This window comes from Bradyrhizobium huanghuaihaiense (genome assembly GCF_025200885.1).
GTDB classification, from domain to species: domain Bacteria; phylum Pseudomonadota; class Alphaproteobacteria; order Rhizobiales; family Xanthobacteraceae; genus Bradyrhizobium; species Bradyrhizobium huanghuaihaiense.
On the sequence record NZ_CP104172.1, the window covers coordinates 4268791 to 4284514 of the forward strand.

At 64.5% G+C, this 15724-nt stretch carries 16 protein-coding genes; 8 read left to right on the forward strand and 8 right to left on the reverse strand.

Annotation, left to right across the window (positions count from 1 at the left end; translation table 11 throughout):
• Positions 1-11: 11 nt before the first annotated feature.
• The gene (locus N2603_RS20420) at positions 12-587 is read right to left on the reverse strand and encodes a hypothetical protein (RefSeq protein WP_260390154.1); all 576 of its coding nucleotides are present in this window, start codon (positions 585-587) and stop codon (positions 12-14) included.
• 327 nt (positions 588-914) lie between these two features.
• Entirely contained in the window at positions 915-1538 is a 624-nt protein-coding gene (locus tag N2603_RS20425) for a TetR/AcrR family transcriptional regulator (protein WP_260390155.1), read from the reverse strand.
• Between the two features lie 121 nt (positions 1539-1659).
• On the opposite strand from N2603_RS20425, the gene N2603_RS20430 reads away from it, so the two are divergent.
• The gene (locus N2603_RS20430; RefSeq protein ID WP_260390156.1) at positions 1660-2634 is read left to right on the forward strand and encodes an alpha/beta hydrolase fold domain-containing protein; all 975 of its coding nucleotides are present in this window, start codon (positions 1660-1662) and stop codon (positions 2632-2634) included.
• Positions 2635-2769: 135 nt separating this feature from the next.
• Here N2603_RS20430 and N2603_RS20435 read toward each other — a convergent pair whose 3' ends face one another.
• Complete coding sequence (locus tag N2603_RS20435; RefSeq protein WP_027547402.1) at positions 2770-3009, reverse strand: hypothetical protein; 240 nt, start codon at positions 3007-3009, stop codon at positions 2770-2772.
• Between the two features lie 328 nt (positions 3010-3337).
• Here N2603_RS20435 and N2603_RS20440 point away from each other — a divergent pair, with 328 nt between their 5' ends.
• The 3 genes from N2603_RS20440 to N2603_RS20450 all read left to right on the forward strand — a co-directional run bounded on the left by N2603_RS20440 (position 3338) and on the right by N2603_RS20450 (position 6746).
• Positions 3338-4246 carry a dihydrodipicolinate synthase family protein gene (locus tag N2603_RS20440; RefSeq protein WP_260390157.1) on the forward strand — a complete coding sequence of 303 codons (909 nt, stop codon included), beginning with the start codon at positions 3338-3340 and terminating at the stop codon, positions 4244-4246.
• 143 nt (positions 4247-4389) lie between these two features.
• A complete protein-coding gene (locus N2603_RS20445) occupies positions 4390-5361 on the forward strand; it encodes an SDR family NAD(P)-dependent oxidoreductase (RefSeq protein ID WP_260390158.1) in 972 nt (323 codons plus the stop codon).
• Between the two features lie 272 nt (positions 5362-5633).
• A complete protein-coding gene (locus N2603_RS20450) occupies positions 5634-6746 on the forward strand; it encodes an alpha/beta hydrolase family protein (protein WP_018642461.1) in 1113 nt (370 codons plus the stop codon).
• Between the two features lie 15 nt (positions 6747-6761).
• Here N2603_RS20450 and N2603_RS20455 read toward each other — a convergent pair whose 3' ends face one another.
• Positions 6762-7268: a MarR family winged helix-turn-helix transcriptional regulator gene (locus N2603_RS20455; RefSeq protein ID WP_026311904.1), complete on the reverse strand. Its 507-nt coding sequence runs from the start codon at positions 7266-7268 to the stop codon at positions 6762-6764.
• Positions 7269-7676: 408 nt separating this feature from the next.
• On the opposite strand from N2603_RS20455, the gene N2603_RS20460 reads away from it, so the two are divergent.
• Entirely contained in the window at positions 7677-9233 is a 1557-nt protein-coding gene (locus tag N2603_RS20460) for a porin (protein WP_260390159.1), read from the forward strand.
• Between the two features lie 279 nt (positions 9234-9512).
• Here the strand turns inward: N2603_RS20460 and N2603_RS20465 are convergent, their stop codons facing one another.
• From N2603_RS20465 to N2603_RS20475, 3 genes are all read right to left on the reverse strand, one after another.
• Complete coding sequence (locus tag N2603_RS20465) at positions 9513-9992, reverse strand: GcrA family cell cycle regulator (protein WP_260390160.1); 480 nt, start codon at positions 9990-9992, stop codon at positions 9513-9515.
• A gap of 72 nt (positions 9993-10064) precedes the next feature.
• A complete protein-coding gene (locus N2603_RS20470; RefSeq protein WP_007603456.1) occupies positions 10065-10262 on the reverse strand; it encodes a hypothetical protein in 198 nt (65 codons plus the stop codon).
• Positions 10263-10461: 199 nt separating this feature from the next.
• Positions 10462-11403, reverse strand: coding sequence for an acetamidase/formamidase family protein (locus N2603_RS20475; RefSeq protein WP_260390161.1), 942 nt, complete (start codon positions 11401-11403; stop codon positions 10462-10464).
• A 219-nt stretch (positions 11404-11622) separates the two neighbouring features.
• Between N2603_RS20475 and N2603_RS20480 the strand changes: the two genes are divergently transcribed.
• Genes N2603_RS20480 through N2603_RS20490 form a run of 3 tightly spaced genes read left to right on the forward strand, consistent with a single transcriptional unit; the run spans position 11623 to position 14370 of the window.
• Positions 11623-12339 (forward strand): YdcF family protein, encoded by a 717-nt coding sequence (locus N2603_RS20480; RefSeq protein ID WP_260390162.1) that lies wholly within the window; start codon positions 11623-11625, stop codon positions 12337-12339.
• A gap of 59 nt (positions 12340-12398) precedes the next feature.
• Complete coding sequence (locus N2603_RS20485; protein WP_260390163.1) at positions 12399-13181, forward strand: DUF169 domain-containing protein; 783 nt, start codon at positions 12399-12401, stop codon at positions 13179-13181.
• A 10-nt stretch (positions 13182-13191) separates the two neighbouring features.
• On the forward strand, positions 13192-14370 hold the full coding sequence (locus N2603_RS20490; protein WP_260390164.1) for a saccharopine dehydrogenase family protein: 1179 nt from the start codon (positions 13192-13194) through the stop codon (positions 14368-14370).
• Positions 14371-14471: 101 nt separating this feature from the next.
• Here N2603_RS20490 and N2603_RS20495 read toward each other — a convergent pair whose 3' ends face one another.
• A complete protein-coding gene (locus N2603_RS20495) occupies positions 14472-15668 on the reverse strand; it encodes an FAD-dependent monooxygenase (RefSeq protein WP_260390165.1) in 1197 nt (398 codons plus the stop codon).
• Between the last annotated feature and the right edge of the window lie 56 nt (positions 15669-15724).

Sequence of the window (15724 nt, forward strand, 5' to 3'; positions counted from 1 at the left end):
TGGGATGGACCCTACACCTCCCTCGGCCGTGTCGTGATCCAGGAATCCGGTTTCTGCAGGCCGAGTGGCGTGTAGAAGTAGCTGACCATCAGCGCTGGCACGCCACGACTGGCGATCTCAATGAGCCTGGCACCGTCTGGACCTTCAATGAGATCCATCGCGTTGTGCGCAATTCCCTTGTTAGTTACGTGCAGGACGGCAACTAGCGCATTCTCGGCTTCGGCTCGGTCCCCGTCATAGCGGCTCAATGCAACTTCCGGTTCGACTTTCTTCAAAGGGCCGGCGGCATTCCGGAAGTGCTCGACTCCCACGTCAGTCTCACGTCGGTTTTTGATTTGGCCGAGCGATCCCTTGCTGTCACACAGTCCTAAGAACTCCAGCAGTGCGCGGCAATGCACCAACCCAACCTCAAGCATTGGATTGGTGATCGCATCTAGGCTGCCTTCGACGCTCAATTTGCCGTCGATGTAGACAGCGATCGCTGGTGCTTCACGCCAGCTCGATCTCAGGTCAAAGGCCCATCGAAGCATGGCGACCGACTGCATCCGATGATCCAGCAGGTACCTGATCTTCTGATCATCGAACATCCAGTCCTTCCTTTGCCTTGATGCACATTCCGACGAAATGACCGGAAATTTCAGTTGCCCACTAAAAACGAAAGCTCAATGAATTCAATGCTGCAAGAAATAGCGATTTCCAATTCTCCAGCATTTTCAACTGCGCGCTTGCGCCTGGGAGACTACCCGCAGTTCACTCACGCTCGTCACCAGTCCCTACGTCGCGATCCATAGCTAGTTGCGACCGACATCGCGAGCGCCGCCACGTAAGGGTATGCGGGGCCCAAATCGCTTGTTGTCGCGTAACATGGGAAAGATATCGCGGCTCCTGTGCAGTGCATCTAGCGATCAAGCTCCCTACCTCAAATACCCCACCACCATCCGCGTCGTCTCGTCCACCAGCGTCCGCACCGTCTTCTCCGTCAGCATCTCGGCGTGGTTCAGCACCGTGTTGTGCGCGACCGCTTCGATCGCGCTGACGCAGATGAACGTTGCGACATCGACGTCCACCTTGCGCATCTCCTTGCGGCGGCTTTCGAGATAGGCGCGGACGAGGGTGTGGACTTCGCGGTTGAAGGCTTCGACCTCGGCGAGCTGGCCGGTGCGGGGGATCTGCTCGGCGAGCACGCGGTGGAGTTTCGGGTTGATGCGGTGGGCTTCGATCGCGACGGTGACGAGTTTTCGCACCGCCTTGTCGATCGGGAGGTCGGCGACCTCAAGGAGCGCCGTGCGGACGAGGCCCATGATCTCCTCGTTGTGGCGGTCGATCACGGCGGCGACGAGGGCTTCCTTGCTCGGGAAGTATTGATAGAGCGAGCCGACGCTGACGCCGGCGATCTCGGCGATGCGGTTGGTGCTGGCCTTCTCAAAACCTTCCTTGACCAGAATGCGAGCAGTTGCCTCGACCAGTGCGTCGACGGTGGCGCGGGATCGCTCCTGCGAGGCATTTTTCCGGGGGGTTGTGTGCGATTTGCGGGCCACGGCCTTGTGATCTGAATGCGAGTAGGAAAAGCGAGCGAATGCTCGCATTATAGCGGCAAGTGGCGGCGGGTCGGCAAGTCTCTTCGTCGCCGTTTCGAACGCGCCGGATGGGGATGTGGCCATGAGCGTTGCCAGGATCGTGTCGGCCTTGCAGTTTTGCCCGGGTGGTTGCGTATTCGGTCCAGCGGCCCGGCGCGATCCCGCGCCAAGCCTGCAAAGCCGCGCCTTCAACCTGCTGCTGCGCCTTCTTCCGTTCAAGAAGCAGCTCGCATCCGCCGAGGTCGTGCAGGCGCATGTGCAGAAGCTCGCATTGGAGCCTGTAACGTTCGAGCCGACGGGGCTTGGCCGCGGCGTCGAGGCAACGCTGACGAAGATGGGCGGATGGCCGGTCTATTACACCGCGCCGTCGTCGGGACACGAAGGCTGCAACTACGTCATGTTCCTGCATGGCGGCGGCTTCATCAACGAGATCGTGCCGGCGCATTGGCGCTTCGTTGGCGAGATGACGCGGCAGGCGCGCGTGTGCTGCGTCGTGCCGATCTATCCGCTGGCGCCGCGCGCGACCGCGAAGGATGTCGTGCCGGCGACGGCCGAGCTGCTGCGCATGTTGCTGGAAGATGCGGGGGCCGCAAAGGTCACGGTGGTCGGCAATTCCGCCGGCGCGGGGCTCGCGCTTGCGGCCTGCCAGTGGCTGCGCGATCGCGGCCATCGGCAGCCGAGCCGGCTGATGCTGATCTCGCCCGCGGCCGATGCGTCGGTCAGCCGACCGGAGCAGGTTGCGATCGCAGCGCGCGATCCGATCCAGGACATTCCGGGGATCGTCGAGGCGGGGCGGCTCTATGCCGGCGAGCTCGATGTCGGCCATCCCTTCGTCAGCCCGCTCAACGGCGCCTTCCGCGCGCTGGCGCCGATGACGATCTTCGCAGGGACGCGCGATCTGCTCTACCCCGACAGCGTCGATCTTGCGGAGCGGGCGAGGGCGGTGGGCGTGCCGGTCGAGCTGCATCTGCTCCGCGACCAGCCGCACAATTATGCGCTGATGCCGACGCCGGAGGGACGGCGGGCGCGTGCGCTGATCATGCGGGCGATAGCTTAGGGGGCGATAGCTTGGGGGAAAGGTGTGACTGACGTCACAGGGCGCGCAGCCTCGGTGGGTCTGGCGCTGGCAGTGCTCGCACAGGGGGAAGGCTGCCCCGGGCGTTTCCTCAATAGACGTAATTTTACGGGGCCGTCAGGCGTGGCCCTTGATCTCGTAGTGACCCGGCACGCATTTGTAGCGCTCGAGGCGCCAGTTGGCGTGATAGATCGGATGCTCGCCCATCCATTTCGCCAGCGGTGCCTGTGCACCGATTGCACACTGCATCATCGACATTTCGGGCGTCATGTTGCTGTCGGTCACGATTTCCTCGACGCAAGCGCCCGAGGCAGATGCACCTAGCCGGCAGAGCACGGCAACGACGGTCACGAACATTCCAGTCACCTCATCAGTAGTTTCAGACCACGAAGAGGATGCAAGCGGAGTGCCAGAGCCTGTGACACAAACAACACGCTGACCCGGACGACTCGACCTAGCGTCCACCTTCATTTGATGATTCGGATTGTAAAAAAATTGCCATTAACCCGAAGCCGGACAAATACGGGGGAACCCGCAGGAGCCCCCAGGAATGATCGATTGTCGGGGCAGCGCCGCGTATGAGCCACTTCACAAGACCCGCACGGCCGATACGATTCGTGAAGTTGCGGGTACCCGTCAAAAGAGCGGGGCTGCCGCAGCACCACAGGAAACGCGAGGGCGGACCATGAAGGTACGACCGACCGGCGTGATCCCGCCGATGACGACGCCGTTCCGGAAAGACGGCGAGATCGACCTCGAGCTCGTGGCGCCCCAGGTCGGCTGGATGATCGGTGCCGGCGTGCACGGCGTCGCGGCCGGCGGCTCGACTGGCGAGGGCCACACGCTCGACCATGAGGAATATCGCGACCTGATGGCCGCGACCGTTGAGGCGGTGATGGGACGCATTCCCGTGATCGCCGGCATCATCGTCGATTCCACGCGCGATGCGATCCGCCGCGGCAAGCTCGTCCGCGACATGAATGTCGCCGCGCTCCAGGTCACGCCGGTGCACTATCTGTTCAAGCCGGAGGACGAGGCGATGGTCGCGCATTTCCGCGCCATGGCGGACGAGACCGGCATGCCCATCATCATCTACAACGTGGTGCCGTGGTCGTATCTGTCGCCGACGCTGTTGACGCGGATCATGACCGAGGTGCCGCTGGTCGTCGGCGTCAAGCAGAGCGCGGGCGATCTGAAACTGTTCGCGGACCTCATGATGATGGCGCCCGACAAGCTGATCTACAGTGCCGTCGATGCCCTGATGTACCCGTCCTACACGCTCGGGGCCCATGGCTCGATCGCCGCGATCCTGACCGCGGCGCCGCATGCCTCCGTCGCGCTATGGGATGCGGTGAAGGCGGGCGACCATCCGCGCGCGCTCGACCTGCACAAGAAGCTGCTGACGCTGTGGAACGCGGTCATTGCCGACAATCTTCCGGCCTGCACGCGCTACGCACAGATGCTCCAGGGCCTACCCCGGACATATCCGCGCGCCCCGATGCCTGGGGCATCAGCTGCGCAGCAGGTCGCGATCCGCAAGGCGCTGGAGGGCCTCGGCGCGCTGAGCAGGACGCGCGTCGCGGCGGCCGAATAGTCCGCGGCCCGAAATAACCGATGTCGAACGGCAGCGCCGATCCGCTTTTACCTGCGGATGCGGCGCTGCTACATTTTGCGCGCGGTCGCGTGAGCGGCGTAGCGACAAGAAACACACCGACAAAGGGAGGGGCCGAAAGTCCCATGAAGGATTTTGCTGGAAAGATCGCGGTCATCACCGGCGGCGGCACGGGAATGGGGCGCGAGCTCGCGCGGCAGCTCGTTGCCGAAGGCTGCAATGTCGCGATGTGCGACGTCTCGGAGGCCGCGATGGCCGAGACCAAACGGCTGTGCGAGGTCGAGAAGCTGCCGCAGGGCTTGCGCGTCACGACCCATGTTGCCGACGTCGCCATCGAGGATCATCTCAAGCGCTTCCGCGACGAGCTCGCCGAGCAGCAGAAGACGGACAGGATCCATCTCTTGTTCAACAATGCCGGCATCGGCGGCGGCGGGAGCCTGTTCACCAACACGCGCGAGCAGTGGGAGCGCACCTTCAACATCTGCTGGGGCGGGGTCTATCTCGGCGTGCGCACCTTCCTGCCGATGCTGGTCGCGGCCGACGAGGCCCACATCGTCAACACCGCCAGCGTCAACGGCTTCTGGGCCTCGATCGGCATGGGCCAGGCGCACACCGCCTACAGCTCGGCCAAGTTCGCGGTGAAGGGATTTACCGAAGCCCTGATCAACGACCTGCGCCTGCACGCCCCGCACGTCAAATGCTCGGTGGTGATGCCCGGCCATATCGGCACGTCGATCGTCTCCAATTCGCGCAAGGTGCAGAGCGCGGACGGCTCGGAGCGGCTCAACGCCGACGAGGTCGCGCTGACCCGTAAGCGCATGGTCACCGCCGGCGTGCCGGATGCCGACAAGATGTCGGACGAGGACATCCAGGCGGCGTTCGCCGAGCGTGCCCGCAGCTTCCTGGAGGATGCGCCGACGACGGCCGCGCAGGCCGCGAAGATCATCCTCGACGGCGTCAAGGCGGAGCGCTGGCGCATCCTCGTGGGCGAGGACGCCAAGCGCCTCGACGAGCGCGTGCGCGCCACGCCCGAGCAGGCCTACGACCGCGCCTTCTACGAAAGCTTCACGCAGGAGGTGGGCTGGCGACTCGGTTGAGCCTGCTTCGCCGTCACGACCGGCGACGCGCGAATATGGGTATGATGATCGTCATGACAAGAGGTGCGCAGGTCATTTGACGTGCCACCTCTTGCCATTGTTCACAGCGGTGTGACGAATTGGAATGTCACGCATGCGGCGCGGCCCATCGTTCAAGCATTGTTCAAGCGATGGTGATGTCCAACGGGTCTCATTCGGCGCACGGCAGCTTGGTTGGCGAACCAAAATAGTTTAGTCAATCAGGGGTAACGCGATGATAGAGCGTAGCTCCGATGATACCCGCATGCCTCTCCGACGACTGGACCCTTTGCCCGGAGCGAGAGGACATCTCCTCTGAGTTCACGCGGCTCCTCACCGCGGCCCAGGAGGGCGGCGCCACGATCGCGGAATGTCTGATGATCGCGCGGCAGCTCAAGCGGGGCGACGAGCAATCCTGGCATCGCGAGTGGAAGAAGCTGGCGCGGACCAATCGCCACCGTGCCGAGGCCGCGTTCGCGGAAGGCCACATGGCGACGGCGCAGCGCAACTGGCTGCGGGCCCTCAACTACTACGGCGCAGCCGCAATGCCGCTCGATCCGGCCGACGAGCGCCGCTGGGTTGCGGTACTGGCGATGCAGGAATGCGCCCGCCGCTATCTTACGGCGCGCGCGCCGGCGGGCGAAGTCGTGACGATTCCCTGGGTCGAGGATCATGCGTTGCAGGGCTACTTCCTGCCCGCGCCGTCGGCACGAGGCCGGGCGCCGACCGTGATCTGCATCGGCGAGCCCGGGCACCGCAAGGAGGAATTCCTGTTCAAGCTCGCGCCGCATGCGCGCGAGCGCGGACTGTCGATGCTGGCGCTGGACCTGCTCGGCGACCAGCGCGACGACTTCACCGATGCGCTTCTGCAGCGCCGCGACCTCGAGAGCTCGATTGCGAGCGTCATGGATTATCTGGAAACGCGGGGCGACGTCGATTTCGACCGCGTCGCCATCGTGGCGGACGGGTGGGGCTCCTCTTTCGTGGCGCGCGCGGTGTTGCAGGAGCCGCGGCTGGCTGCGGCGGTCTGCGACGGCGGCCTGTGGGATCTGCACGAACGATCCTTCTTCGCCAGCCGTTTCGCGATGAGCGACCTCAGCATCGTCCCGGTGCCGCATGCGCCGCTGATGGCCTCCAGCGCCGATTGTCCGGTGCTGATCACGCTCGGCGAGGATGGCTGGCTCAAGGCCGACCGGGCGCGTCAGATCGTCCAGCAGTCCCGGCTCGGCAGCTCCGACATCGCGCTGAAGGTGTTCACCGCGGCGGAGACCGGCGCGGCGCAGGCCCATGCGGACAATCCGAGCCTTGCCAACGAATACATCTTCGACTGGCTGGAGACGCGGCTGGACGCCGGACGGCGCGCCTGAGCGCGACCTCGGATCTCAGAAATCCAGCGAGATCCTGACGCAGGCCTTCTCCAGCCGGGTCTTCAGCGTCGCCAGCTTGGTGGTGAATTCCGTCAGCTCGTTCTCGTCGAACTCCTGGAAGACGAATTCGCGGATCGTCTTGTACTGCTCGTTGAGGCTCGCAATGTGCTTCTGGGTCTTGTCGACCAGGGACAGCCGCACGACCCTCGCGTCGGTCGGCGAGGGCCGCCGGCGCAGCAGGCCCTTCTTTTCCAGCAGCTTGGACTGGGTGGTGACGAAGGAGGGATCGACGTGGAGCAGCTTGGAGACCACGTTGACGGGCACGCCGTCGTCCTTGTCGAGGTCGGAGATCGCCATCAGGATCAACCATTGCGGGCCGCTGATGCCGAGCGTTCTCGCCCAGAACTGACGCAGCTCCTCCAGATACATGTTGATCGAGGATATCTCCCAGGTGAAGCGCCTGATGATATCCAGATTGCCGATGGAGCGCAGGCGCGCTCCTTCTTTCCTCGTCGCGGACACAGCATCACTCCCGTGAAATGATTCTTCAGGCCGGTGTTCGTGCGGGGGGCATAGTCCACGCAAGCCTGCCCTGACGCAAGTGCAGAGCAGGGTAATTTTGTCACTAAAACTACAAAGATGAGCCAGTCAGCATATTCCCCCGGCCCGGGTGTTGCGCCCGGGGCACAGGTTTAGTGAAACCAGAAAGCTTATCAAATAAACTATTTTGATTAGTGGAACGGCGCAGGCATATTGCTCGCCGACGGTGGGGGGTACTCGATCGTCCCGTTGCAGGTGGTTCGCTCACGTCCCTCGCGTCGAAAGCGGGTGTGTCCGAAAGCGCGAAGCGGCCGAGCGGATTTGAAGAGACGGGGATCTGGGGGGCCTCACGGTCCAGTCTCCGTAAAATGAGCAACTTGGAGGTTTTAAATGAAAATGGTGAAGAGCCTTTTGCTCGGCACTGCGGCGGGTCTGATCGCCGTCGGCGGAGCTCAGGCGGCTGATCTTCCGGTCAAGGCCAAGGCGGTCGAGTACGTGAAGGTCTGCTCGCTCTATGGCGCGGGTTTCTACTACATCCCGGGCAGCGACACCTGCATCAAGCTCGGCGGTTATCTGCGTGCCGAAGTGGCGCTCAATGCCGGCGGCAACTACAACGGCCAGTACAGCAACGTGTTCGCGGCGAACAACCGCTTGACGAACTACTACTCGATGCGCGCTCGTGAAGATCTCAACATCGACACGCGCACCGCGACCGAGTACGGCGTGGTCCGCACCTATTTCGACGCGGTCTTCACCTGGACGACCGGCAACTATGTCGGCACCGGTTCGGGAACGGGCGCGACCCAGTACAGCGGTACGCTCGGCCTCAACGCTGCAGGCACGGGTCTGGTCGGATCGAACGGCGGCGCCGTCAACGGCACCGACGGCGCGATCTCGGGCGGCTCGCTCGGCGTCTACTACGCCTTCATCCAGTTCGCCGGCTTCACCCTCGGTAAGGCGGTGTCGCAGTTCGACGCGCCCTGGATCAACTATCCCGGCAACAACTTCGACCAGTTGGTCGGCGGCAGCGGCACCACCAACGGCGTCGTTCAGGCCACCTACACGGCCGATTTCGGCCAGGGCGTGACGGCCGCGTTCTCGGTGCAGGACCAGACGCAGGTCTTCCAGACCAACATCTGGAACACCGCCGGCATGTCCACCACCGGCGTCCTCGGCGGTGCCTACGGCTCGAACAACCTCGGCGGCACCCGTGCTCCCGACATCGTCGGCATGGTCCGCGTCGACCAGGCCTGGGGCCTGTTCCAGGCATCGGTCGCCGCGCACGACAACCATGCCGGCTACTACGGCGCCACCGAAGTCACCGGCCATCCTGAAGACAAGTGGGGCTGGGCCGTCCAGCTCGCCTTGCAGATCAAGAACATCCCGACCGGTGCCGGCGACGTGATCAACGTCTCGGGCGTCTACACCGAGGGCGCGAGCCGCTACAACTTCCAGGAGCTGGCTGCGACCAGCTACTCGATGTTCGGCAGCTCGAACGCGGCGTATCAGAGCATCGGCTTTGCCGGCGTGTCTGACGCGGTGTTCGGCCCCGGCGGCCAGCTCGAACTGACCAAGACCTACGGCTTCCGTGGTGCCTACACCCACAACTGGAGCCCGTACTGGAACACGGCGCTCTACGGCGCGTGGGCTGCGGTCAACTACAGCGGCACGGCCAAGAGCCTGATCTGCGGCAGCGCCGCGTTCGCCACCCTGACCGGCAGCTGCAACCCGGACTTCAACATCGGCCAGGTCGGCGTCATCACCCGCTGGACGCCGGTGAAGAACCTGACCTTCTCGGCTGACTTCACCTACAGCCATCTCGACCAGAAGTATTCGGGCGTGATCACGACCGGTGCACTGACGGGCGTCGCCAAGCCGGCGGCCACCTACGAGCTGAAGGACCAGGACACCTACAGCATGCTGCTGCGCGCCCAGCGCAACTGGTAAGGTTGGTCTATCGAACTCGACGAAGCCCCGGCGGGAAACCGCCGGGGCTTTTTCTTGGAAGAGGCTTTCGGAAAATCCGGCGGCCTGCAGGTGGCGAAGACGAGCCATGCGATTCGATCGTCTTCAAACTTATTTACTTACCTGAGTTAATCAGCTATATAGCTCTCAGCCAAATACGAAAGTTGCGGCTCTTAGCTTCACGCTAAGCCTCCAGGAACCTCCGGTGATGCCCCGCCGGAGGTTTTTCTCTTTTGGGCAAGGTTCGCGTCAAGCGAGACGCTAGCCGCGCATCATGCGGGCGCGCGAGTTCGGCCGGTAGGCGAGGCGGCTGTGACCGGCGCAGTACGGTTGACCGTCGGGCGCGGTATTGCCGCAGAAGCAGAAATCGTCTTCACCCGGACTCGAGATCGGCCAGCGGCAGCAGTTCTCGGACAGTTCCAGCAGCGAGCAGCGATTGGCGTCGTCGATGGGGCCGGCGACGACGGGCGCGTCGGTCTCGCCGTAGATCGTCGCGAGCATCTCGTATTGCAGCCGCGGCACGGCGCGTGTCGCGCGCGCCGGCGGCGCGAGGCTTCGCTCCAGCCTGCGGTCTTCGACCGCGCGGCTGCGCGTCAGATTGAGCCGGGACAGCTTGCCAATGACCGCATTGCGGCTGACGCCGATGTCGGCGGCGATCTCGCGGCAGGACAGGCCGGCCTCGAAGTGCTGCTTCAGAAGTTCAATTCGCTCGTCAGTCCAGGTTGGTGAGAGAACAGGCATTGTAACGGTCCCAGGTTGCAGATGTCGGCCATCCGCATCGCAAGATCCGTCCGCTTCACGTCCGGCGCGCGCTCACGTCCTGCCATTGTCGCGAATCGACAGAAGTCCGTCCTTGATGGCGAGACGGATGCCTTCCTCGATCAGGGTTCGTGCGACGCCGGGAACGCTGGTGCCGTGGGTGCCCTGTCTCACCAGTTTCTCCAGATAGGTGATGGTCGAGAGCGCCAAGGTTACGGGAATGCGGTCAGTCTCGGCTTTTTCGGTGGCCATGGCCCGAACGCTAGCCTCTTACTCGGGTACATAAAAGTAACGATTAAGACTCTATTTAGGTTCGGGGGTGGAAGTCAATGCGTTCACGATTCGTAGCGCAGTGCATTGGAATCGCTTGTGAAATCGGGCGCGCGGCGGTGCGCCGCGCGGAAACCGGCGCGGCGTGGTCGCGTCTACAGGGCAGGAGGTGCGGGCCGGCTCAGCCGTGCACGATGGCCTTTTCGATCATGCAATGGATGCCTTTGGAGCCGTTGACGGTCTGGGTCACCCGCAGATCGGCCGCCAGGCTGCACAGGGTGTAGGCGTCCTCGCGCGACAGGTTTCGCGTTTCGCCGAGCAGGGCGATCATGTCGCGCAGCGCGCGCACGGCGCACTGGTCGAGGTCGGGGTCCATCGCCATGGTCATGTAGTGCGTCGCCGTTTCGGCACGGGGATAGTCGAGCCTGAGGTCCTTGCGCAGCGTCAGGCGGAAGCGGCCTTGCAGTGCGGTCTCGATCGCGGTGACGCAGACCTCGCCGTCGCCCTGCACGCCATGGCCGTCGCCGCAGGAGAACATCGCGCCGGGGACGAACACCGGCAGATAGAGCGTCGCACCGGCACCGAGCTCCTTGTTGTCGAGATTGCCGCCCATGGCGCGCGGGACCAGCGAGGAGATGCGGCCCCAGCTAGGTGGCGGCGAGACCCCCATCACGCCGAAGAAGGGCTTCAGCGGCAGATCGAGGCCCCACGGCATGCGGCCGACCATGCGCGACCGGTCGAGCGGGATGTTGAGGATGCGCGTCTCGTGGAAATCGTCGGGCAGGGTGCCGGACAACGGCTTGATCATGTTCCAGCCCCAATCCTGCCGGAGCTGGACGTCGAGGATCTCGACCGCGAGCACGTCGCCGGGCTCGGCACCCTCGACCGCGATCGGTCCGGTGAGGATGTGGCCGGGCAGCATGCGCTCGGACCGCGCGTGAACCTCGTGCATCTCGGGCGGAATGTGAAACTTGTCGCGGTCGGGCAGCATGTCCGGGCCGCCGCTGATGGTGTCGACCGTCACCTCGTCGCCGCTCTTGATAGTGAGGACAGGCTTGAGCTTGGCTTCGAAGAAGCCCCAATGACAGGTCTCGGGGCTGGAATGCAGGTGGTGATGGGTCATTTGCGGCCGTCCATTCGGTTTGCTTGTCACGCCCGGGCTTGACCCGGCGAGCGATCCTCTTTCAAGAAGATTTCCGATCATGGGTGGGCCGGTCAAGCCCGCGCATGGCACGATCATTCGAGCGAGGCTCCCCTGTATTTCGTCCTGTCCAAGACAATCGGCACGGCGCTGCTGCCGATCAATCTCCTGGTCGAGCTCGGCATCCTGTCGCTGGTGCTGATGCTGACGCGCTTTGCCGCGCTCGGCCGCAAGCTTGCGGTGACCACGCTGGTCCTGCTGGCGCTGGCTGCGTTCTCGCCGCTCGGCAATCTCCTGCTTTATCCGCTGGAGTCGCGCTTTCCGAAGTGGGACCCGTCGCGGGGCGCGCCCGACGGCATCATCGTGCTCGGCGGCTCCGTCGACACCGATCTGTCGGCGGCGCATCGCACGCCGGTGGTCGCCTCCGCGGCCGATCGCATGCTGGCACCGGCCGAGCTCGCGCGCCGCTATCCGAATGCGCGCATCGTCTTCACCGGAGGCTCGGCGAACCTGGTCTCCACCGATGCGAAAGAGGCCGACTACTCCGCGCCGATCCTGGAAAGCCTCGGTATCCCGAAGGAACGCCTGATCGTCGAACGGGACTCACGCAACACCTGGGAGAATGCGGTCTTCACCAAGCAGTTGGTGTCGCCGAAGCCGGGCGAGCGCTGGCTGCTGGTGACCTCGGCCTTTCACATGCCGCGCGCGATGGGGATCTTTCACAAGGCCGGATTCGACGTCGAGGCCTATCCAGTGGACTGGCGGATGGGCGGGCGTGACGATCTCTTCGCGTTCACCCATATCGGCAAGGAGGGGCTCGGCAGGACCGATGTCGCCATGCGCGAATGGATCGGTCTTCTGACGTACCGCATCCTGGGCCGGACCGGCGAGTTGCTACCGGGGCCGGGCAGGGACTAGAACGAGGTCGCACAACAAGAACACAGCACCGGCGCGCGACCGCCGGCCGGGAGGACGCGATGCAGCAGCAGAGTGCGGAGAGGATCGATCTTGCCGGCCTCGTTGCCGATCTCAACAGCCTGTTGCGGCTGAAGACGACGGAGATCGGCATGAAGCTGTTCGCTCAAGCAGCGGAGATGGAAGCGATCCCGAAGATCCGCCGGCCGAACGCGATCCACACCACCGACCAGATCGTCAGCATGGCCGCGCGGCTGGGCTGGACCGTCGGCATCACCGCCGACGACCTGGTAGGCAGCCAGTGCCGCGCGGTGATCGGGCTTAGCCCCCAGGACGACAAATGGCTCGCCGGCGAGAACTATGTCGGGGTCTGGCACGGCACCGCGGAGGACGCACGCAAGCGCCAGGAGGCGCTGGACGTGGTTCCGTTCGGACGCTATCAGGCGCTCGCGGTCAGCCCGCTCGCAAGCGGCCGGCTCGATCCGCCCGACATCTGCCTCGTCTACGCGACGCCGGGGCAAATGATCATCCTGATCAACGGGCTGCAATATACCGGCTACAGGAAATTCGAGTGGGGCGTGGTCGGCGAGACCGCCTGCGCGGATTCCTGGGGGCGGGCGCTCAAGACCGGGGAGCCCAGCCTGTCCTTGCCATGCTATGCCGAACGGCGCTATGGCGGCGTGCCGGACGAGGAGATGCTGATGGCGCTCAAGCCAGCGCATCTCGCCAAGGCAATCGAGGGCATGAAAGCGCTGGCGAAGAACGGCCTGCGCTATCCGATCCCGCCCTATGGTATTCAAAGCGACGTCCGTGCCGGCATGGGCGTGAGCTACGCGAAGAAGTAAAGGCCCAGTCATGAGCTCTGCGAAATTCGACATCGTCGTCTACGGCGCGACCGGTTTCACCGGCCAGCTCGTCGCCGAATATCTGGCGGCGCATTACAAGGACGACAAGGCGCTCAAATGGGCGATGGCGGGCCGCAGCCTCGACAAGCTGAAAGCGGTGCGCGACGCGATCGGCGCGCCCGCCGACACGCCGCTGATCGTGGCCGATGCGTCGGACGCGGCCTCGCTGAAGGCGATGGTCGCGCAGACCAGGTCGGTGATCACGACGGTCGGTCCGTATCAATTCTACGGCGAGGGCCTGTTAGCTGCCTGCGTCGCGGCGGGCGCGGATTATTTCGATCTCTGCGGCGAGCCGGTCTGGATGCGGCAGATGATCGACAAGTACGGTGCGGCGGCCAAGGCAAGCGGCGCGCGCATCGTGTTCTCCTGCGGTTATGATTCCGTGCCGTTCGAGCTCGGCACGTTCTTCGTGCAGGAGGAAGCAAAGCGTGTCTTCGGCGCGCCGGCGGCCCGCGTGAAGGGCCGCGTGCGCGACATGCGCGGCACGCTGTCAGGCGGCACCGCGGCGAGTGCGAAAGCGACCTTCGACGCCGTCGCCAAGGACCTCAGCCTCGTCGCCATCCTCAACGACCACTTCGCGCTGACGCCCGGCTTCACCGGCCCGAAGCAGCCCAAGGGCAACAGGGCGGTCTTCGAGGAGGATCTGCAATCCTGGGCCGCGCCGTTCATGATGGCGCTGATCAACACGCGCAACGTCCATCGCTCCAACATGCTGATGGGCTTTCCCTACGGCCAGGACTTCGTCTACGACGAGATGGTTTTGACCGGTCCGGGCGAGAAGGGCGAGGCCAACGCGAAGCGCGTGATGGCGGCCAACGCCGAGAAGACCGGGCCGAATGCGCCGAAGCCGGGCGAGGGGCCGTCGAAGGAGGAGCGCGAGAACGGTCTCTTCAATCTGCTCTATGTCGCGATCGCGCCCGACGGCCGCATGGTCCGCGCCGGCGTCACCGGCGATCGCGATCCCGGCTACGGCTCAACCTCGAAGATGATCTCCGAATGCGCGATCTGCCTGCTGCGTGATGCGAGCGAAGTTCCCGCCGGCTTCTGGACGCCGGGCGCAGCGATGCAGCACAAGCTGATCAAGCGGCTGCAGGACAATGCGGGGCTGACGTTTGCTGTCGAGAGCTAGCTCGGTATCGTAGGGTGGGCAAAGGCGCAGCGCGCCGTGCCCACCATCTCTCAGTGGTGGGCACGCTGCGCTTTGCCCACCCTACGGCACCGCTCGTGCCGCTACGCCGCCCGCGCATCATACGCGTACATGAACTCCATGCTCCTCGAGCCCAGCGGCAGCAGCCATTTCAGCATCTGATTGCGCATCCACGCGCCGGTGGCGCTGAACTCGCGCTTGCTGTTGCCGTTGCGGCGGGCCATCGCGACGATCTTCTCGGTGCGCGGGCGGCGTTCGGCCTCGAAGGCCTGGAAGGTGGCGCCGAGCTCCTGGCCCTCCTGCATCAGGCGGGCGAGCCGCATCGCGTCCTCCAGCGCGAGCGAGGCGCCCTGGCCGGCGTGAGGGCTGGTCGCATGCGCGGCATCGCCGATCAGCAGCGAGCGCTTGCGCGACCAGGTCGGCAGGGTTGCGACGTCGAGCGTGTCGGTGACGACGATGTTCTCGGCCGCTTCGATGATATCAGGGATCGGATCGTGCCAGCCGCGGTGGAAGCCGCGCAGATGCTGCTTCAGCGTCGCGTGGTCGAGCGCGCGGAACATCGCCGCGTCCATGCCGTGCGCGGGCTGCGTGCTCCACCACATCACGCCGTCGTTCGGATCCGGGCTGCAATGGCCGTAGCCGAAGAAGCCGCTCTGGCCGAATGTCGTCTCGACATGCCGGCCGATCGGCCTGCCGTCGAGGACGGCATGCGGCACGAAGCCACCGAAGCCGATCAGGCCGGTGTCGAACGGCTGCGGCCCATCAGGCACGACCTGGCGGCGCACGACCGAGTGCACGCCGTCGGCGCCGATCAGGAAATCGCCTTCGGCGGTGGTCCCGTCGGCGAAATAGGCGATGATCGGCTGATCGCCGCGATCCTCGATCTTGATCAGGCGCTTCTCGAAATAGAGCGAGACGCAGGCGCACCAGGCCTTGTCGATGAGGATCTCGTTCAGCGCCGCGCGGGAGATGTTGACGGCCGGCTGGCCGAAGCGCCGCGCCATGTCGCGGTTGATCGAGCCGAGCTTCTCGCCGCCCTGCGAATAGAAGTCGAAGGCTTCCGCGACCGAGCCGCGGCTGATCAGCTCGTTTGCGAGCCCGATCTCGTCCATCACATGCATGCCGTTCGGCGCGATCTGGAGGCCGCCGCCGATGCCCTTCGAGTAGGGCCACGCCTCGTAGATCGCGGACTCGATGCCGGCGCGGCGGAGCAGGATCGCGGCGACGGGCCCGGCGATGCCGGCACCGATGATGAGGGCCTTGCGGGGACGATAGGACATGGCTTGCTCCCGACGTTTCCGTGGTGCTAGGAGAAATTACGGTCGCTAAATCTCTT

What these genes read in the sequence shown, in the direction of transcription:
- N2603_RS20420 (WP_260390154.1), bottom strand. Translation starts at nt 587, where the DNA reads ATGTTCGATGATCAGAAGATCAGGTACCTGCTGGATCATCGGATGCAG.
- N2603_RS20430 (WP_260390156.1), top strand. Translation starts at nt 1,660, where the DNA reads ATGAGCGTTGCCAGGATCGTGTCGGCCTTGCAGTTTTGCCCGGGTGGT.
- N2603_RS20435 (WP_027547402.1), bottom strand. Translation starts at nt 3,009, where the DNA reads ATGTTCGTGACCGTCGTTGCCGTGCTCTGCCGGCTAGGTGCATCTGCC.
- N2603_RS20440 (WP_260390157.1), top strand. Translation starts at nt 3,338, where the DNA reads ATGAAGGTACGACCGACCGGCGTGATCCCGCCGATGACGACGCCGTTC.
- N2603_RS20445 (WP_260390158.1), top strand. Translation starts at nt 4,390, where the DNA reads ATGAAGGATTTTGCTGGAAAGATCGCGGTCATCACCGGCGGCGGCACG.
- N2603_RS20450 (WP_018642461.1), top strand. Translation starts at nt 5,634, where the DNA reads ATGATACCCGCATGCCTCTCCGACGACTGGACCCTTTGCCCGGAGCGA.
- N2603_RS20460 (WP_260390159.1), top strand. Translation starts at nt 7,677, where the DNA reads ATGAAAATGGTGAAGAGCCTTTTGCTCGGCACTGCGGCGGGTCTGATC.
- N2603_RS20465 (WP_260390160.1), bottom strand. Translation starts at nt 9,992, where the DNA reads ATGCCTGTTCTCTCACCAACCTGGACTGACGAGCGAATTGAACTTCTG.
- N2603_RS20470 (WP_007603456.1), bottom strand. Translation starts at nt 10,262, where the DNA reads ATGGCCACCGAAAAAGCCGAGACTGACCGCATTCCCGTAACCTTGGCG.
- N2603_RS20475 (WP_260390161.1), bottom strand. Translation starts at nt 11,403, where the DNA reads ATGACCCATCACCACCTGCATTCCAGCCCCGAGACCTGTCATTGGGGC.
- N2603_RS20480 (WP_260390162.1), top strand. Translation starts at nt 11,623, where the DNA reads ATGCTGACGCGCTTTGCCGCGCTCGGCCGCAAGCTTGCGGTGACCACG.
- N2603_RS20485 (WP_260390163.1), top strand. Translation starts at nt 12,399, where the DNA reads ATGCAGCAGCAGAGTGCGGAGAGGATCGATCTTGCCGGCCTCGTTGCC.
- N2603_RS20490 (WP_260390164.1), top strand. Translation starts at nt 13,192, where the DNA reads ATGAGCTCTGCGAAATTCGACATCGTCGTCTACGGCGCGACCGGTTTC.
- N2603_RS20495 (WP_260390165.1), bottom strand. Translation starts at nt 15,668, where the DNA reads ATGTCCTATCGTCCCCGCAAGGCCCTCATCATCGGTGCCGGCATCGCC.